Genomic DNA, 17,341 nt, shown 5'->3' on the forward strand with positions numbered 1-17,341 from the left:
AAAGCCAACCACCTGCAAAAAAGTCGCAATCGCCATTCTGCCAAAACCCGTTCAAAACCTTGAAGATTCAAGGCTCACGAAGCACTGTGCCCGGCCTGTGGGACGGCAGTGTATCGAAATCAACGCTCGGATTGGTGAAAACACCACCAGTGACGGCACTTGACGAACGGGTCAAGGTGACAAGGGCACCCCCAGTCTCCGTGAAACCGTTACCATTGACACTGGTAGTTGCGCCGTGGAGGTGTGAATTATTGGCCGAGCTGGACAAATCGGTGAAGCCTTGGGAACTACCCCAGCCGACGTTCGTCAGGTCGAGGATATTGGTGACGGTGTCATAAGTAATACCGCCGGTGCTGGCAAGCTCGCCGCCGGTACCGCCAGTGACGGATCCGGGTTCGTTCCCGGGCAGGAGTCCCCCACCGGCCGTGCCGATGAGGTCGAGGTAAATAAGGGCCGCTTGAGCATTGGATGCCACGGATGCCAGGGCGAGTGACAGGATCAATTTTTTCATGGTGGTATGGGTTTTTGGCTTTTGCCTCATGATCGAAGCAGCAGACCATTAGACGGATTTCCAAGGATGCCAAACAAAATATTGTGATTTTTCGACCGTCTGCCCTGACTGACTGGGGCGGGTGAAAAATCCGGACCAGACGGCGCGGACGGCCAATCATGGCTCCGGGATCCGTGCCCTTGGCCACGTTGCCGCGCAGGCACCCACCACCGTCATCTCGGTATGTCGGGAGCGAGGAGTTGGTGAAGCTGATGGACTGACGCTGCTGCCCCTCTGGCCCGCTGAAAAAAGCTCTCAACCTTGGAAAAAACGCTGGAAGGAACCTGCGGTTTCACCTGAAATTTTTGCATGGCTGGCGCAACTTTATCCTACTAACGCTTGGAAGACGAAGTTCTCCATCTCCCGCGGTTGGACCGGTGACCTGAAAGGATTTCCGGACCGGGAGAGGATTCAATGGGGGTCCTTCGCCCATGTCCATGAGCTGGCAACGAGATGAGCAAATGCACCGTTCATCGGCTTTCCATGGGCACGGCGGACGCGTTCCGCCGCTCCTTGGTCACCTGCCGCAGCTTGCCCTTGCCCTCTGGCGGAAAGAAAGATAGTCGAATCTCCGTCTCTGTGCGACTACTCCGCAGAGTTCATCCCAATCCCAATCCCATTCCCCATCACCACATCATGAAAAAACCAATCCGCATCGGCCTCATCGGTTACGGCTTCATGGGCCGCACCCATTCGAACGCCTACTCCCAACTCTCCCACTTCTTCGACACCGAGCACGTCCCGGTCCGCCAGGCCGTCTGCGGCCGCGACCAGGAAAAGGTTGCCGCCTTCGCCGAAAAATGGGGGTACGCCTCCTATGAAACCGACTGGCGCGAAATGGTGAAACGCGCCGACATCGACGCCATCGACATCTGCACGCCTAACGATTCACACGCCGAGATCGCCCTCGCCTGCATCGCCAACGGCAAGATGATCCTCTGCGAAAAACCCCTCGCCCTCAACGGCGAGCAAGGCGAGAAAATGGTCGAAGCCGTCGAGAAATCCGGCCTGCCCAACCTCGTCTGGTACAACTACCGCTTCCTCCCCGCCGTGACGCTCGCCAAGAACATCGTCGATGCCGGCGAACTCGGCCGCGTGTTCCACTACCGCGCGAATTTCCTCCAGGACTGGACGATTTCCGAAGAACTCCCGCAAGGCGGCGCCGGCCTCTGGCGTCTTGACGCCGCCGCCGCCGGCTCCGGCGTCACCGGCGATTTGTTAGCTCACTGCATCGACACCGCCCGCTGGATCAACGGCGACATCGTTTCCGTCAGCGCGATGACCGAGACCTTCATCAAGGAGCGCGTCCACACCGCCACCGGCGAGAAACAAGCCGTAACCATCGACGACGCCTGCGCCTTCCTCGCCCGTTTCGAAAACGGCTCGCTCGCCATTTTCGAGTCCACCCGCTACGCCCGCGGCCACAAGGCGCTCTACACGTTCGAGATCAACGGCGAGAAAAAATCCCTCGCCTGGGACCTCCACGATCTCAACTACCTCTCCTACTTCGACCACGGCGTCCCCGGCGACCGCCGCGGCTGGACCAACATCCACGCGACCGACGGCGATCACCCGTATTCCGGCAACTGGTGGGTGCCGGGCCTCTGCCTCGGTTACGAGCACTCCTTCACCCACGAGCTCGCCGAGTTCTTCAAATCCCTCGACGACCCGAGCGCCGAAAAACGCTACCCGGACTTCCGCCACGCGCTCGGCACCCAGTATGTCTGCGACGCCGTCTTGGAATCCGCCAAAACCAAGCAGTGGGTGGATGTGAAGAAGTCCTGAAGCGAGATCCTCCTCCTTGCGAAATCACCCGGATTTCCGCTTCACGAACGGCCCGCGAGCACCTAGAAAGCTCGCCGACATGCTTGATACCCAACGACGCCCCGGGAAATTGATGGCCGCCAACCGCGGTGAGATCGCCATTCGTATTTTTCGCGCAGCCAACGAACTCGGTCTCACGACCGTCTCGATCTTCGCCGAAGAGGACCGCTTTTCGATCCACCGCTTCAAGGCGGACGAGGCCTATCAACTGGATTCCTCGAAGGGTCCGGTCGGCGCGTATCTGGACGTCGAGGGCATCGTGACCTTGGCGAAACAGAAGGGCGTGACGATGATTCACCCGGGTTACGGGTTCCTCTCGGAGAACGCCGCGTTCGCCCGTGCTTGTGCGCGCGAGGGAATTATTTTCATCGGTCCGTCGCCGGATCTGTTGGAAAACATGGGCGACAAGACCGCAGCCCGCGCGCTCGCGCACAGCTTCAACGTCCCCACCCTGCCCGGCACCGAGGAGCCGATCAGCGATCCGGACCAAGCGCTGACCGTGGCGCATGACATCGGCTTTCCGCTCATCATCAAGGCCGCGTTCGGCGGTGGCGGCCGCGGCATGCGGGTGGTGGAGAAACCCTCTCAGCTCGCAGGCTTGCTGGCCGAGGCGCAGAACGAGGCGCTCAACGCGTTCGGAAATTCCGCCGTTTTCCTCGAACGCTACATTTCCCGCGCCAAGCACATCGAAGTGCAGATCCTCGGCGACCAGCACGGCAACGTCGTCCACCTGTACGAGCGAGACTGCTCGGTGCAGCGCCGCTATCAGAAAGTCGTCGAGGTCGCCCCCGCGATGCACCTCGACCCGAAGGTCCGCAAGGAACTCTGCGAAGCCGCCGTCACGCTGGCCAAGGGCATCGGTTACGACAACGCCGGCACCGTCGAATTCCTCTACGACATGGACCAGAACGACTGGTTCTTCATCGAGATGAACCCGCGCATCCAGGTGGAGCACACCGTGACCGAGTGCGTCACCGGCATCGATCTGGTCCGCTCGCAGATCCTCGTCGCCGCCGGACACACGCTTTTCAGCGACGAGATCGCCATCCCTCCACAGGAGGAAATGCCGTGCATCGGCTTCGCCATCCAGTGCCGGATCACCACCGAGGATCCCGAGAAGGGCTTCTCGCCCGACTACGGCCGCATCCTCAACTACCGCTCCGCCGCCGGCTTCGGCATCCGTCTGGACGCCGCCTCGGGCGACGCCGGTTCGGTGGTCACGCCGTATTATGACTCCATGTTAGTCAAGCTCACCGCGATGGGCCGGGATTTCCCGATGGCCTGCCAGCGGATGGACCGCGCGCTGCGCGAGTTCCGCATCCGCGGGGTGAAAACCAACATTCCCTTCCTCGAGAACGTCATCGCCGACGAGACCTTCCGCGCCGGCCAGGCGCACACCAAGCTGATCGACACCAAGCCCGAGCTATTCCAGTTCAAGCGCCGCCGCGACCGCGCGACCCGAACGCTTTCCTATCTATCCGACATCACGCTCAACGGCAACCCGACCACCAAAGGCTGGAAACCCGGTGCCGTGCTGCACAAGGCCGTGGTGCCTAACTCGCTCATCATCGAGCACCACGCCAAGGTTCCCAAGGGCAGCCGCGACGTCCTCCTCGACCTCGGCCCGGAGAAGTTCGCGCAGTGGATTCTCGCCGAAAAGCGCCTGCTGATCACCGACACCACCCTGCGCGACGCCCACCAGTCGCTCATCGCCACCCGCATGCGCAGCTTTGACATGCTGCGCGTGGCCGAGGCGATCGCCCACCGCACGCCGGAGCTTTTCTCGCTGGAAATGTGGGGCGGCGCGACCTTCGACACCGCGATGCGTTTCCTCAGCGAGTGCCCGTGGGACCGCCTCCGCCGCCTGCGCGAAAAGGCTCCTAACATCTGTTTCCAAATGCTCTTCCGCGGCTCGAACGCCGTCGGCTATTCGAACTATCCGGACAACGTCGTCGCCGGCTTCGTCAAGCACGCGGCGGACTCCGGCATGGACATCTTCCGGATCTTCGACTCGCTCAACTACCTGCCTAACATGAAGGTCGCCATGGAAGCCGTCCGCGACCACGGCAAGGCGGTATGCGAGGCCGCGATCTGCTATACCGGCGACATCACCGACGCGAACCGCGACAAGTATTCGCTGAAATACTATGTCGCCAAGGCCAAGGAACTCGAGCGCATGGGAGCCCACATGCTCTGCATCAAGGACATGGCCGGCCTCTGCAAACCGCACGCCGCTTACAAGCTGGTCACCGCGCTGAAGGAGGAAATCGGCATTCCCGTCCATTTCCACACCCACGACACTTCCGGCATCAACTCCGCCTCCGTGCTCGCAGCCTCCAAGGCCGGCGTGGACATCGTGGACCTCGCGATCTCGTCGATGTCCGGCTCGACCTCACAGCCGAACCTCAATTCCATCTCCGCCGCCCTCGCCAACACCGAGCGCGATCCGGGGCTCGATTTCGATTCGCTCAACGAGCTTTCCGACTACTGGGAACACGTCCTCACGTTCTATCAACCGTTCGATTCCGCGCCGCGCTCCGGCACCGCGGAAGTTTACGAACACGAAATGCCCGGCGGCCAATACACCAACCTCCGCGAGCAGGCGAACGCCATGGGTCTCGGCCACCGCTGGCGCGAAATCGCCCGCACCTACGCCGACGTCAACCAGCTCTTCGGCGACATCGTCAAGGTCACCCCGTCGTCCAAGGTCGTCGGCGACATGTGCATGTTCCTCGTCACCCGCGGCATCAAGGCGGCGGACGTGCCGAAGCTCAAGCCCGGCTCCATCGACTTCCCGGAAAGCGTCATCGACATGCTCTCCGGAGGCCTCGGCCAGCCCGACGGCGGCTGGCCGGTCGAGGTCCAGAAGGTCGTGTTAGGAACCCGCAAGGCCACCACCTTGCGCCCCGGCGAGCTCGCCGATCCGATCGATCTCGACGCCACCCGCGCCGAACTCTCCGTCAAACTCGGCCGCCCCGCCAGCGAGGACGACCTCTATTCCCACCTGATGTATCCGCAGGTGTTCGCCGACTTCACCGCGTTCCGCGCGAAATATGACGACCTCAGCGGCCTGCCGACGCCCGCGTTTTTCTACGGCCTGCAGATCGGCGAGGAAATGGAAATCGAGATCGACACCGGCAAGATCCTCATCATCAAGCTCATCTCCATCGGCGAGGCCGACTCCGCGGGACGCCGCGCGCTGTTCTACGAACTCAACGGCATGCCGCGCGAATCGGTCGTCACCGACAACTCGTTAAAATCCGTTAGCACCGCGTCCCGCCCGAAAGGCGAGCCCGACAACCCGGCCCACGCCTGCGCGCCGATGCCCGGCATGGTCACCGAAGTCGCCGTTTCTCCCGGTCAGGAAGTCAAGGCGGGCGACAAGCTCGTCGTCCTCGAAGCCATGAAAATGCTCACCACCGTCAGCGCCAGCGAGGATGGAACGGTTTCCGAAATCCTCGTGAAAAAAGGCGACCGCGTGGACAGCGATGATTTGCTGGTGAAGCTCACGACGACTTGAAATTGCCAGATGTGACGGTCTTGAAAGCGATGAGGTCCGCCGATTTTCAGCCCATCCAGCGGGAAAAACAGCGTCTTCCCAAAAACAAAAATGACGCGTAAACTCACTCTCATGAGATTCCTCACCACCCTTGAGCGCGATGAAGACGGCGTTTGGATCGCCGAATGTCCCTCCATTCCAGGCTGCATCAGCCAGGGAGAAACCCGTCAGGATGCCATTGCCAACATTCGTGAAGCCATCGCCGCCTGCCTCGAAGTGCGTGCGGAGCGCGGCATGCCTTTGACCATCGAGACCCAGCAAGTGGAAGTCGCCGTTTGATGGCTATCTTACCCACACTCAGCGGGCGGGACGTCGTCAAAGTCTTCGCCAAAGAGGGTTGGGAAATGGTGCGGCAACGCGGGAGCCACATGATTCTCATCAAGGAAGGACAGATGATCACCCTGTCCGTTCCAGATCACAAGGAAGTTGCCAAAGGAACATTGCGGAGTTTGATCCGTTCCAGTGGCCTCACTGCTGAGGAGTTCTCCACCCTTGCTAGCAAATAAATGTGCTGTCGGGAATCTGAAGCGACCCGCCCGCTACAGGCTGTCTTGAGGCTTTCAAAATCCGCCATGCCCTCCTAGCGTCCCCGCATCGATGACGAAATTCGCCCTGCTCCTCGCCCTGCTCACCAGCGTCTGCTCATGGGCACAGGAAGCTCCCGTGCCCGAAATCCCCCTGCCCCCCGTCGCGCCGCCGGCGGAGGATCCAGCGATCCCCGACGACGGTGTTCGCGTTGCCATCCTCGGCTACCACGACCTCGCCGAGGACCTGCCGGAAACGGCAATGCGCATCCGCACGTCGAAATTCCGCAAGCAGATGGAGACCATCCGCCAGCTCGGGCTCAAGGTGATCACGCTCGATGAATTCACCGCTTGGAAAAAAGGTGAAAAGGAAATTCCCAAACAAGCCATCCTGATCACCTTCGACGACGGCTGGAAATCGGTTTACACCGACGCCTATCCGGTCCTTAAGGAGTTCGGCTTCCCGTTCACCGTCTTTCTCTACAAGAACTACGTCGATGGCGGCGGCAAGGCCCTCACCACCCCGATGATCGAGGAAATGATTGCCGCTGGAGCGACTGTCGGCAGCCATTCCGTCAGCCACCCCTATCCGCTCACGGTGAAGAATTTCAGGAAAAAAGGCCCGCATGAATTCGACGCTTATCTGCGCAAGGAAATCGGCGAGTCGAAGCGCTTCCTCGAGTCCAAGTTCCCCGTGAAGGTCACCACCTACGCGTATCCCGGCGGATTTCACACCGAGGAAATGCCCAAGCTCGGCGAGGAATTCGGCTATACCCACATGTTCACGGTGCTGCCGGGCAAGATCAAACGCGCGCTGCCGGACGCGCTGCTTCCGCGCTACATCATCCTCGGCAACTACGACAAGATCTTCGAAACCGCCACCACCTTCCGCGAGGGCGTAAGCGCCGCGGAGCCCGGCGGCGCCATCGCCGGAATCGTCCAGACCACGCCATTCCCCGTGTCCCCGGAAGCCGGCGCCATCGTCAATTCCCGCCTGCCAGAAATCTCCGCCGATCTATCCACCGTCGAGAACATCGACCCCGCGACGCTCACGATGAAGGTCTCCGGCTTTGGCGAGGTCCCCGCGAATTTCGCCGCCGAGACCAAGAAATTCTCCTGGCAAGTCAACCGCCGCCTCCGCCAAACGAGTTGCCAAGTCGCCATCACGTGGAAAGATACCGCCGGCAAAGCCCCGGAAACCCCGCTCCGCTGGTCTTTCCAAATCGATCGCGAATCCGCCTATCTTCCCGACGGGGAGTGAACTCTTCATTTCAGCTTTTCAGTTTTCAGCCTTTCAGCATTTACGACCATGTTCTCCAGCCTCTCCGACAGCCTCGACAAGACCTTCCGCAACCTCCGTGGCGTCGGCCGCATTTCGGAAAAAAACATCGCCGACGCGCTCCGCGAAATCCGCATCGCGCTGCTTGAGGCGGACGTCGAGTTCGGCGTCGCCAAGGATTTCATCGCCAAGGTGAAGGAAAAGGCCCTCGGCGAGGACGTTCTCAAATCGATCAAACCCGGAGAGCAAATCGTCAAGATTTTCCACGACGAGCTCGAAGCGCTGCTCGGCGGCGACCAAGCCCCGCTCGACCTCAACCCGCCCGCCCGAATCATGATCTGCGGACTCAACGGCGCCGGCAAAACCACCACCTCCGCCAAGCTCGCCAACCGCCTGAGAAAAGAAGGCCGCCGCCCGCTGCTCATCGCCTGCGACCTCTATCGCCCCGCCGCGATCGACCAGCTCGCCATGCTCGCGAAACAGATCGAAGTCCCCTGCTACACGCCGGATGCCAGCGAAACAGACGTCGTCAAAGTTGCCAAAGACGCGCTCGCCTGGGCCGAGAAACAGCAAGGCACCGTGCTCATTTTCGACACCGCCGGCCGCCAGGAAATCGACGAGCGCCTCATCGCCGAGCTCAAGCGCCTCCATGATTTCGTCCAGCCCAAGGAAACCTTGTTAGTCGCCGACTCAGCCACCGGCCAGCAAGCCGTCTCCGTCGCCCAGCACTTCGATGAAGCCGTCGGCATCACCGGCATCATCCTCACCAAGCTCGACGGCGACGCCCGCGGCGGCGCAGCCCTTTCGATGCGCGCCGTCACCGGCAAGCCGATCAAATACGCCGGCGAGGGCGAGAAGCTGGACCAGCTTTTCGAATTCCACCCGAGCCGCATGGCCGACCGGATTCTCGGCATGGGCGACATCGTCGGCATGGTCGAGCAAGTCGCCGGCAAGGTGAACGAGGAGGACGCGATGCGCTCGATGAAGCGGATGCAGGACGGCAAATTCGATTTCACCGACTTCCTCGACCAGATGAAGATGATCCAGAATCTCGGTCCGCTCGAAGGACTGCTCGGCCTGATGCCCGGCTTCAGCAAGATCAAAAAGCAACTTCCCGCAGGCGCGTTCGACACCAAAAAACTCAAACGCACCGAAGCCATCGTGCTCTCGATGACACTCGTCGAGCGCCGCCGTCCCGAGATCATCAAAGGCTCGCGCCGCCAGCGCATCGCCGCCGGTTCCGGCACTTCGATCATGGAGGTGAACCAGCTCATCAAACAGTTCGGCGAGATGCGCAAGATGATGAAGTCGCCCAACAAAATGAATGCGATGATGAAACAAATGGGCGGCGCGGGCGGCATGAAGGATATGATGAAAGGCCTCGGCGGCGGCAAGTTTCCGTTCTAAAGATTTCCCTAACCGCCAAGACCAACGCCTTCCCGTTACTCACTCGGGATCGTTCAATCACCGACTCGGGCACAGTCCCAACCCTTTGGTGAGCCCTGGTTCCCGGCAGAGATGCAGGCAATGCGGTTCTGACCTTTCTGCTCTCCGGACCTCCAACCAAAGCGATCCATCACCCCCAATCTTGCCCCGCACAAAAAATGTTCTTATGAACACTCTTTGTGCCGTCCACTTACCAACCCCGCCGCCCCCGCGCCTCGCCGCTCTGGCAACTCGTCCGCCACGGCTGGGACGAATTCCTCTCCAACTACGAAAACAAATACCGCCAATCCCTCGGCCCGCTCCACCCCGCTGCCACCGCCACCGTCGAATCCTTCCTCCGCTGTGGCGATCTCGCCTCCGGCTTCACCCGCCTCCAGTGTCCCGACTGCGGTCACGAACGCCTCCTCGCCTTCACCTGCATCCTCCTTCGCGCAAGGCTTCGGAAGGACAGGAGGACCGCCACTTTTGTCCCTCCTGCCACCATTCTTCGCTTCCGTGCCGGAAGCTTCGAATGGCAGGCCATTGGAGAGCTAAGGGAAGCGAAGAATGCCCTTCGTAGCCTCGGCGAAGAAGGGCCGTCTGCCACGAGGTTCCCCACCGCCAATTCGTCTTCACCATCCCCCGCGTCCTGCGCGGCATTTTCCGCAAACGCCGCCAACTCCTCACCCACCTCTTCCACACCGCCACCATTCTTCGCTTCCGTGCCGGAAGCTTCGAATGGCAGGCCTTCGGAGAGCTAATGGAAGCGAAGAATGCCCTTCGTAGCCTTGGCGAAGAAGGGCCGAACCCGCCTCAATCTCCCCGACGGCAAACTCGGAGCCATCGCCGCCGTTCACACTTTTGGCGATTATTTGATCTTCCACCCGCACCTCCACGTCCTCGCCGCCGACGGACTCTTCACCCCGGATGGCCGCTTCCACTGCATGCCCGCCGAAGACCTCGCGCCCGCCATCGAACTCTTCCGCCACCGCTTCCTCCACGCCCTCCGCGAAGCCAAGCTCATCAGCCGGCAAAAACTCGCCGACCTCCTCTCTTGGACACATTCCGGCTTCCACATCCACGACGGCGGCGAAAAACCCGTCGCCGCCCACGACAGCGCCGGCCGCAAACGCCTCGCCGAATATCTTCTGCGCCATCCCTTTTCCCTCCAGAAAATCACCTGGAACGCCAGCACCAAAACGGTCATCTACCGCTCCAAACGCCACTGCAACACCAAGCGCAACTTCGAGATCTTCAAAGCCCCCGACTTCATCGCCGCCGCGCTGCTCCACCTCCCGCCCAAGGGCCAGCAAACGGTGCGCTACTACGGCACCTACTCCAACAAAACCCGTGGCCAAACCCCGCTCATCCCCGACCGCATCATCCGTCCTCCGGAATCTTCCCCCAATCTCAAATCTCCAATTTCAAATATCCAATCCACTATCCTCCTCATCCCCGCGCCTCCGAAGCAATCCGCCCGCGACATGCGCCCCGGTGAAGACGCAAGACTCCAAGACTCCAAGACACAAGAGCCAAGACAAGAATCCGCGATTTCATCGGCCAAGTTTCGCGGCACGCGAATGAATCGCTTGCGTCGATGCCAATGATCTGCGCGGAGCCCTCTTCGTCTTCTGTCTTGTGTCTTCAAGTCTTGAGTCTCCGCCACAGGCGACTGGTTCAACCGTCCCCGGAATCCCAATGAGCCAGACCCTGACTGGTTCGATCAAAGTCCGGCATGGAAACCCGAGGAAATCCATTTGGAAGACGGCCGAACGCTGGTTCTCGAATCCACCTGATCCCGCCCGGCGGGTTCAAAAAACACCGCTGCCAAAAGAAATCTTTGCAAAGCGGTCGGGAAAGCTACGCTCGCGGCAAGTGAATATGAATGCCAAAACACGTAACGGCATCTGCCACACAGCTGTTTCGTCGCGTTTTTCTTCTCTGCTCACTGCCCACTCGGCAATTTTCACTTCTTTCGCCCCCTTTTCCCGCTTTTCCCCCTTTTCCCAGCCTCCGGTCCGGCCACCCGCTCTTTCAACGGCCTTCACCCCAAAAGCAAATTCCTAGCATTTCACGCCATCGTCGCCGAAGTCGGTGTGATCGAATGAAGTTCCCAGCGACTCCCGTCCCTAAGCCGCGAATCTCGTCAACTTTCTTCCCATGAAACTTCATTCCATCGCCGCGTTGCTCGCCTTCGCCACGATTTCCACCGCCGCCCCGGACATCAGCCGGTATGATGTCATCTGGGACACGCCCAGCAAGGACGCCGCCGGTTCGATGCCGCTGGGCAATGGCGAACTCGGCATCAACCTATGGGTCGAGGAAAACGGCGATCTGTTATTCCATCTCAGCCGCAATGATTCCTTCAGTGAAATATCCCAGCTCTGCAAAGCCGGAAAAGTCCGGGTTTCGCTGTCGCCCAATCCTTTCAAGACCGGCGCACCGTTCCGGCAGGCACTGAAGCTGCGGGACGGCGCCTGCGAAATCACGGCGGGAGAAGGGATGTCGCAGGTCACGCTTCGCGTTTTCGTGGACACCGATCATCCGGTCGTTCATGTCATCGGGAAATCGGCTTCGCCACTCACGGTCACCGCCAAAGTCGAAAGCTGGCGCACGGAGAAGCAGAAGGTCCCCGGTGGTGGCACATGGACCCTGCACGACGCCCCGTTCGAACTCTGGCAGGCACCCGACAATTTCCCCGGCGGGCTGCCGGATGCCGTGGCCTGGTATCACCGGAACGAGGAATCGACCGCGTTCGAGTCCACTGTCAAAGTGCAGTCTCTGGAGCCGATCCGGGCGAGCATGAAAGATCCGTTGCTCCACCGCACCTTCGGCGGCTGGATTACCGGCGAGGGGTTCAAGGTGGTTGACGGACGGACGCTCACAACCGCGCCCGTCCAGTCATTCGCCCTGCGTGTGTCCAGCCCGTCCGCGCAAACCGCAACCGCCCTGGAATGGCTCGATCTGGCGAAAACCACCGCCGCCAAATCCGCGGATGCCACTGCCGCCATGACCCGCACCGCCGCATGGTGGCGCAGCTTCTGGCAGCGCTCATGGGTCATTTGCGACGGCACTACTCCTAAAAGCGCGCCACCTAACGAACTTCCGCTCCGGGTCGGTGTCGATCAGCACGGTGGCAACCGTTTCCGTGGCAAAATCGTCCAGCCGATCATCGTCGGGAAAGCGGTCGTTCCCGGAGAGATTGAATTCAAGCCGCCGGACGCGGATTCCACACCTCCAGCCGTGCTTGAAATGCCTAAGACGGGTTTGGACCAGGGATTCACCATTCGCGCCTTCATCAATCCGGCACCGGGCGAAACCGGCCGGATCGTGGACAAGATCACGCCCGGCGGTTGCGATGGCTTTCTCCTCGACACCGAACCGGGCTTGTCATTGCGTTTCATTGTCGGCGACCGCGTTCTAGCGGCTCCGAAATGCCTGACGGCCGGCAAGGCCGGCTTTGTGATGGCGACCTTTGACGCCAGGTCGGGAATGATGCGGCTGTTTTTCAACGACAAGCAGGTGGCGTCCAGCGACCCAACGCGGCAAATGACGGTTGGCAAGGCGCACACGCTGCAGCGCTACATGCAGGCATGCGCCGGACGCGGCATTTTCCCCATCAAATTCAACGGCAGTATTTTCACTGTCGAACCGACCCACATGGGCCAGGGCAACAACCCCGACTGGCGCAGATGGGGCGACTGCCACTGGTGGCAGAATGTCCGCATGCCCTATCATGCCATGCAGGCCTGCGGCGACTTCGATCTGATGCACCCGCTGTTCGAGATGTTCGAGAACATCCGCCCCTTCGCCGAAGCGCGCGCCAAGCTCTATCATAATGTCGAAGGCTGCTACTTCGCCGAAACCATGACTGTCTGGGGCACCTACTCGAACGGCGACTACGGATGGAACCGCACCGGCAAACAACCCAGGGATGTGCAATGCCCGTATTGGCAGTTCGCGTGGAACCAGGGCCTCGAACTCGTCGCGCTCCAGCTTGATTACTACGACTATACCCGGGACCGGACATTCCTGAAAACACGTCTCCTGCCGATGGCCACCTCGGTGCTCAGGTATTTCGACACCCGCTTCAAGAAAGATGCCGCCGGCCGCATCCTGATCGATCCCACGCAGTCGGTGGAGACCTACTGGCATGGTGTGGTCAACGACACTCCCTGCGTCGCCGGACTCAACGACATCACGACTCGCCTCTGCGCCTTGCCGGGATCCGACCTGTCAAGCGAACAGAAAGCCTTTTTCGTCCAGATGAAGGCCGCCGCGCCCACGCTGCCCGTCGAAGACGCCACGCTCAACGGCAAGCCGGTCCGCCGCATTGCGGTTGCCCAAAAATACAACCCTCAGCGCAGCAACTGCGAGAACCCGGAACTCTTTCCAATCTGGCCGTTCCGACTCGCCGGACTCGGCAAGCCGCTGCTCGAAGAGGCCCGCAATGGTTACGCCTTGCGCGGCTCACACAACGACATCGGCTGGGGCTACGACAGCAACGCCGCCGCCCTGCTCGGACTCACCAACGAAGCCGCGCGCATTCTGGATGTCAAGGTCCGCAACTCCCACCCCGCCTACCGCTGGCCCGCCACCTGGGGGCCGAACTTCGACTGGCTCCCCGACCATTGCCACGGCGGCAATCTGGTGACCACCACCAACCTGATGCTCTTGCAGGCGCAAGACGGCCCTATCCGCATCCTTCCCGCATGGCCGCAAGACCGGGACGTCGTCTTTAAACTCCATGCTCCTCAAAACACCACCGTCGAGTGCGAACTCAAAGACGGAAAAATCACCAGACTCACAGTCATCCCCGAATCCCGCCGCAAGGATGTGATCCCGCCGGACTGGGGGAAGTGATTCTTCTTCAGCAAAACTCCCGGCCATGCGCGACTCTCGTTTTCTTCCCCCATTCATCGTTTGCCAGGCATTCCGCGGACTGACATTGTTAGCACTTTCGTCCGCGCCGGCCTCCACCGTCATCGCCGCCGAAGACCCGCGTCCGCTGCGGATCGGGGCCGATCAGACCGGCGAATCGACGCTGGAAGCGGCCATTGCCGCCGTGCGCCTTTATGACCGCGCCCTGACGGCACAGGAGATCGCGGCTATCGCCAAGGGCCAACCGGGTGTCCCGCCGACCTCCTCCAAGCCCACGCATGAATAGATGTTAGGAAACCTCGCCGGCCGGCGGGTGCCGGACAGCGCGTCCGGCGGTGATGCCGCGCCGCTAGGAGCCGTCGGTGTTGTGAGAGCGACGGTTCATGACAAGGTGCCTTGCGCCGCCCTCCGCGGTGGCTGGCTGGAGGCGGCGGGCACCGGCTTCAATGCGGCGGCGGATTTCACCCAGGAAGTCTGGCTGCGGCCCGACCCGGCATCGTTGCGTTTGGAGGGGCGCATCCTGGACCGCATCACGCCGGGCGGGACCGACGGTTTTTTGTTGGATTTCAATGCCGGTCAATTGCGGGGCATGGTGCCCGGTTGTCCCACGATCAGTGTGCCGATCTGCTTTGAAGGCTGGATGCATCTGGCGCTGGTTCGGGCCGGCAACCAGGCGTCGGTTTTCATCAACGGACAACCCGCGGCCGCCTATGCCGCCTCGCATCCGGCAAAGCCGGTTGGGCAACTCCAATTCACCGGCGAAGCGCCCGCCCCTTCGCAGAACACCCCCCATTTCCCCGCCCTCCAGGCCGACGCATTGGCTCTTTCAGGGCTCTCCCGCAGAAAGCAAACTCCTTGCAGTCATTCTCTTTGACGCTCCAGATCTGACTCCTTATGCTTGAGCTTCGAAACACCCACCGGCTTCATCTCCCACTAACCCATGATCTATATTTTTTGCCTCGTCAGTCTGTTAGGTGCCTTCCTGCTCTTTCAGGTCCAGCCCATGATCAGCAAATTCATCCTGCCATGGTTTGGCGGCAGTCCCGGCGTGTGGACGACGTGTATGTTGTTTTTCCAAATGGTGCTCTTCGCGGGATACAGCTACTCGCACTTTCTCACCCGCCGCAAACCACTGACCCAGGCTTGGGTGCATGTGGCTTTGCTCTTGCTGGCGGCGATCCTGCTCCCGATCGTGCCGAATTCGTCCCTCAAACCGCTGGGTTCGGAAAATCCCTCATGGCACATTATCGTGTTGTTGCTGGCCACGGTGGGACTGCCTTATTTCGTGCTGTCCGCCACCAGCCCGTTGGTGCAGGTGTGGTATTCCCGCGTCTATCCGAACGGCACGCCCTGGCGTTTATACGCTCTCTCGAATGTGGGGTCGCTGACCGCCTTGCTGAGTTACCCGATTCTCATCGAACCCCGCTGGGACGTGATGCGGCAAGCCTGGATCTGGTCGGGAGCCTTCGCCGTCTTCGCCCTGTTGATGGCGGCCTGTGCCATCGGGGAGTGGAAACGCGGCACCTCGGAGGCTGCCCGCCGCCTCCATGAGGAAGAGCTCAAGGACGCCAAGGCTCCGCCACCTGCGGCCTTTCACCGGATTCTTTGGGTTCTCCTTCCCGCTTTCGCCTCACTGATGCTGCTGGCCACCACCAACCACGTCTGTCAGGACGTGGCGGTGATCCCATTTCTCTGGGTCATCCCGCTGGCACTCTATCTAATCACCTTCATCATCTGTTTCGACCACCCGCGCTGGTATGTGCGTCCCGCATGGGCCATACCCGCGATACTGGTCACATTTCTAACATCAGGTCTTTACAACACCCCGTGGGATTGGACCCCGGGTTTCGTGACAGAACTGGTGGTGCATTTCTCGGCCATGTTTCTGATCTGCATGGTGTGCCATGGAGAATTGGCCAAGCTCAAACCCGGCACCTCCCACCTGACGGAATACTATCTTCTGATGTCGGCCGGCGGGGCATTGGGCGGACTGGCGGTAAGTCTGGTGGCACCCATGGTTTTCAATACCTTTCTGGAATGGTCGCTCGCCATCGCCTTCGGGTTTGTTTTGGTCTGCTGGATTGCCTATCTCGGCCTAACCCAAAACAGGACCAAGTCCGCCAAAGTGATCGGCGGCACCGCAATAGGCGTTTTCGCCACCGTGGCCCTCGTCTTCATCGTGAACTGGGAATTCCTGTCATTCGGCGGTGCCCTGGAACGGTCCAGGAGCTTCTATGGCACCCTGCGGATCAACTCTCGAACCGATGACCACGGCGGTAAATTCCATTCGCTCTATTGCAGCGGCACCGAACACGGACGCCAGAACATGGATCTGGCAAAACGCCGTGATCCCCTCACCTACTACGGCCACGAAAGCGGCGTAGGCATGGTGTTGGATGGATTGAAGTCGAAACCCGATGCCAAGGTCGGCATCATCGGCATGGGCACCGCCACGGTGGCCTGTTATGCGGAACCCGGGCAAACCTATCGCTTCTACGAACTCAATCCGGATGTGGTGCGCATGGCTACCAAGTGGTTCACCTTCATTAGCGACCTCGAAACCCGCGGCGCCAAATATGAACTCGCGATGGGTGATGCCCGACTCTCGCTCGAACACGAAGCACCCCAGAATTTCGACGCCCTCCTTCTCGACGCCTTCAGCGGCGATTCCGTACCTGTCCACCTGCTCACCCGCGAGGCTTTCGAAATCTATCAGCGGCACCTTAATCCCAACGGAATCATCGCCGTCCACATCACGAACAAATACCTCAATCTCGCCCCCGTCGTGGAGCGTCTCGCCAAGGAGTTCGGCTATCTCACCACCCGTCAATGCATCGACCCCGGCGGCCTCGCCGGCCACTATCAGCCCGACTACCTCCTGCTGACGAAGGATCCCGAATTCATCAAGGCCCATCCACCTGTCCCACCGAAATACGCGCGGGACTTGGAGGTCCCCTTATGGACGGATCACGCTCACAACCTGTTTCAAATTCTGGACCGGCGCTGAGAGGCTGTTATAACCGCCACTTCCGGGTAAATGGTGTTTCATCCGAGTACGCTTGGCACAGCGCAATCATGAAACCACAACTCCATTCCCCGCAATCCAGAGGTTTTGCCCTGGTCGTCACGCTTTCCCTCATGATCCTATTGACGATCATCGCAGTGGGTTTGCTCACGGAAGAGGATTTTTTTTCGTTAAAATGTTAAAATCGATTGGTGCTGGTTGATCGGGCGATGTTCCGACATCGCCTGTTTGAACAAACGTTTCAAATCAACCAACACCATGAGTAAACAGACAG

The 17,341-nt window shown here is 60.4% G+C and carries 15 protein-coding genes; 13 read left to right on the plus strand and 2 right to left on the minus strand.

Annotation, left to right across the window (positions count from 1 at the left end; all coding sequences use genetic code 11):
* Positions 1–67: 67 nt before the first annotated feature.
* Positions 68–511: a hypothetical protein gene (locus AC4DF4_RS13615; protein WP_490048656.1), complete on the minus strand. Its 444-nt coding sequence runs from the start codon at positions 509–511 to the stop codon at positions 68–70.
* A gap of 121 nt (positions 512–632) precedes the next feature.
* Between AC4DF4_RS13615 and AC4DF4_RS13620 the strand changes: the two genes are divergently transcribed.
* From AC4DF4_RS13620 to AC4DF4_RS13660, 9 genes are all read left to right on the plus strand, one after another.
* Positions 633–1,007, plus strand: a complete 375-nt coding sequence (locus tag AC4DF4_RS13620; RefSeq protein ID WP_490048657.1) for a hypothetical protein — start codon at positions 633–635, stop codon at positions 1,005–1,007.
* A gap of 179 nt (positions 1,008–1,186) precedes the next feature.
* On the plus strand, positions 1,187–2,335 hold the full coding sequence (locus tag AC4DF4_RS13625; RefSeq protein WP_490048658.1) for a Gfo/Idh/MocA family protein: 1,149 nt from the start codon (positions 1,187–1,189) through the stop codon (positions 2,333–2,335).
* Positions 2,336–2,447: 112 nt separating this feature from the next.
* On the plus strand, positions 2,448–5,894 hold the full coding sequence (locus tag AC4DF4_RS13630; protein WP_490048659.1) for a pyruvate carboxylase: 3,447 nt from the start codon (positions 2,448–2,450) through the stop codon (positions 5,892–5,894).
* Positions 5,895–6,005: 111 nt separating this feature from the next.
* Positions 6,006–6,212: a type II toxin-antitoxin system HicB family antitoxin gene (locus AC4DF4_RS13635; protein ID WP_490048660.1), complete on the plus strand. Its 207-nt coding sequence runs from the start codon at positions 6,006–6,008 to the stop codon at positions 6,210–6,212.
* Entirely contained in the window at positions 6,209–6,439 is a 231-nt protein-coding gene (locus tag AC4DF4_RS13640; RefSeq protein WP_490048661.1) for a type II toxin-antitoxin system HicA family toxin, read from the plus strand. The genes AC4DF4_RS13635 and AC4DF4_RS13640 overlap by 4 nt, the downstream gene beginning before the upstream one ends.
* Before the next feature lie 91 nt (positions 6,440–6,530).
* Positions 6,531–7,718, plus strand: a complete 1,188-nt coding sequence (locus tag AC4DF4_RS13645; RefSeq protein ID WP_490048662.1) for a polysaccharide deacetylase family protein — start codon at positions 6,531–6,533, stop codon at positions 7,716–7,718.
* Between the two features lie 48 nt (positions 7,719–7,766).
* Positions 7,767–9,143, plus strand: coding sequence for a signal recognition particle protein (gene ffh / locus AC4DF4_RS13650; RefSeq protein ID WP_490048663.1), 1,377 nt, complete (start codon positions 7,767–7,769; stop codon positions 9,141–9,143).
* A gap of 218 nt (positions 9,144–9,361) precedes the next feature.
* Entirely contained in the window at positions 9,362–9,922 is a 561-nt protein-coding gene (locus AC4DF4_RS13655; RefSeq protein WP_490048664.1) for a transposase zinc-binding domain-containing protein, read from the plus strand.
* Positions 9,923–9,934: 12 nt separating this feature from the next.
* Positions 9,935–10,768 carry a transposase gene (locus AC4DF4_RS13660; RefSeq protein ID WP_490048665.1) on the plus strand — a complete coding sequence of 278 codons (834 nt, stop codon included), beginning with the start codon at positions 9,935–9,937 and terminating at the stop codon, positions 10,766–10,768.
* Positions 10,769–10,972: 204 nt separating this feature from the next.
* Here the strand turns inward: AC4DF4_RS13660 and AC4DF4_RS13665 are convergent, their stop codons facing one another.
* Complete coding sequence (locus AC4DF4_RS13665) at positions 10,973–11,209, minus strand: hypothetical protein (RefSeq protein ID WP_490048666.1); 237 nt, start codon at positions 11,207–11,209, stop codon at positions 10,973–10,975.
* Positions 11,210–11,321: 112 nt separating this feature from the next.
* Here AC4DF4_RS13665 and AC4DF4_RS13670 point away from each other — a divergent pair, with 112 nt between their 5' ends.
* The 4 genes from AC4DF4_RS13670 (at position 11,322) to AC4DF4_RS13685 (ending at position 17,049) form a co-directional block, all read left to right on the plus strand.
* On the plus strand, positions 11,322–14,024 hold the full coding sequence (locus AC4DF4_RS13670; protein ID WP_490048667.1) for a DUF5703 domain-containing protein: 2,703 nt from the start codon (positions 11,322–11,324) through the stop codon (positions 14,022–14,024).
* A 25-nt stretch (positions 14,025–14,049) separates the two neighbouring features.
* Complete coding sequence (locus AC4DF4_RS13675) at positions 14,050–14,328, plus strand: LamG-like jellyroll fold domain-containing protein (protein ID WP_490048668.1); 279 nt, start codon at positions 14,050–14,052, stop codon at positions 14,326–14,328.
* Complete coding sequence (locus tag AC4DF4_RS13680; RefSeq protein WP_490048669.1) at positions 14,329–14,916, plus strand: LamG-like jellyroll fold domain-containing protein; 588 nt, start codon at positions 14,329–14,331, stop codon at positions 14,914–14,916.
* 66 nt (positions 14,917–14,982) lie between these two features.
* Positions 14,983–17,049 carry a spermidine synthase gene (locus tag AC4DF4_RS13685; protein ID WP_490048670.1) on the plus strand — a complete coding sequence of 689 codons (2,067 nt, stop codon included), beginning with the start codon at positions 14,983–14,985 and terminating at the stop codon, positions 17,047–17,049.
* Positions 17,050–17,341: the final 292 nt, after the last annotated feature.

The sequence above is a fragment of the Luteolibacter sp. genome (genome assembly GCF_058122085.1).